Raw genomic sequence first — 781 nt, 5'->3', positions numbered from 1 at the left:
TAAAAAGGGGAGGATTACCACTATACCAATAGTTTCTTCGACCATATAAGCGTGAATAGTAAGATCAGTATGGTACTTCTTCTTAATGTTTCGGAAGATGACACCCGGCTTGTGTTCTTGAATCATCTTTTAGAGTTTGAAAAACTGCCTTTTGAATACATCAATCGTGCACTTATGGCCTTCGTGTCGGAAGAATACAATTTGATTGCGGATAAAACCAAACGAGCAAAAGTACTCAAAACTGAAGGTAATGAGATCCTTTTAAAGTATTTAACGCATTGCTACTTTATCAGCAGTTATAAAGACAAGGGGGAATCCTTTGAAGTGTATCATTACCGTAAGATGTTTCTGAACGAATCACCAGATGATGATTAACTCGCCACTTGAAAAATCCGATAGATGGATTGAATTGCCTTCATATGATCACTAGTATTGACGGGTTGTCATTCTGAGGTGTTAAAGTTCATTTATCGAAGGCGTGTATTCGAATGCTTGTCAGAATGCAGAGGCGTTATGAAAAGGTCACCCTTAAAAGGTGGCTTTTTCGCTTTCAGGAGAGATGAAAACGTCATTCGTTTTGTCAGCCTTGCGTTATTAGAGTGATGGAAAAACAAGGGGGTCATAGTGTTGGATGAGCACAACAAACAATGTTATTAAAATCAGATGGTTACAAAAATGTAGGTTGAAAAGTAGTTTTTATATTTTTGTGGAAAATCATCGGTAATAATCAGTTTTAACACACCAAAGCATTATGTTTACGTTTATTAGTCGCGACTTGATC

General features: G+C 36.9%; 1 protein-coding gene. It reads left to right on the top strand.

Annotated features, from left to right (window positions below; genetic code table 11):
• The first annotated feature begins 69 nt into the window (after positions 1-69).
• Positions 70-375 (top strand): hypothetical protein, encoded by a 306-nt coding sequence (locus tag ACLRGG_RS21365; RefSeq protein WP_416251583.1) that lies wholly within the window; start codon positions 70-72, stop codon positions 373-375.
• Positions 376-781 lie beyond the last annotated feature (406 nt).

The sequence above is a fragment of the Erwinia sp. PPS120 genome, from assembly GCF_047918655.1.
GTDB lineage: Bacteria > Pseudomonadota > Gammaproteobacteria > Enterobacterales > Enterobacteriaceae > Erwinia > Erwinia tasmaniensis_A.
Note: the sequence above shows the minus strand (reverse complement) of the source record. Positions and strands in the feature narration are given on the sequence as shown.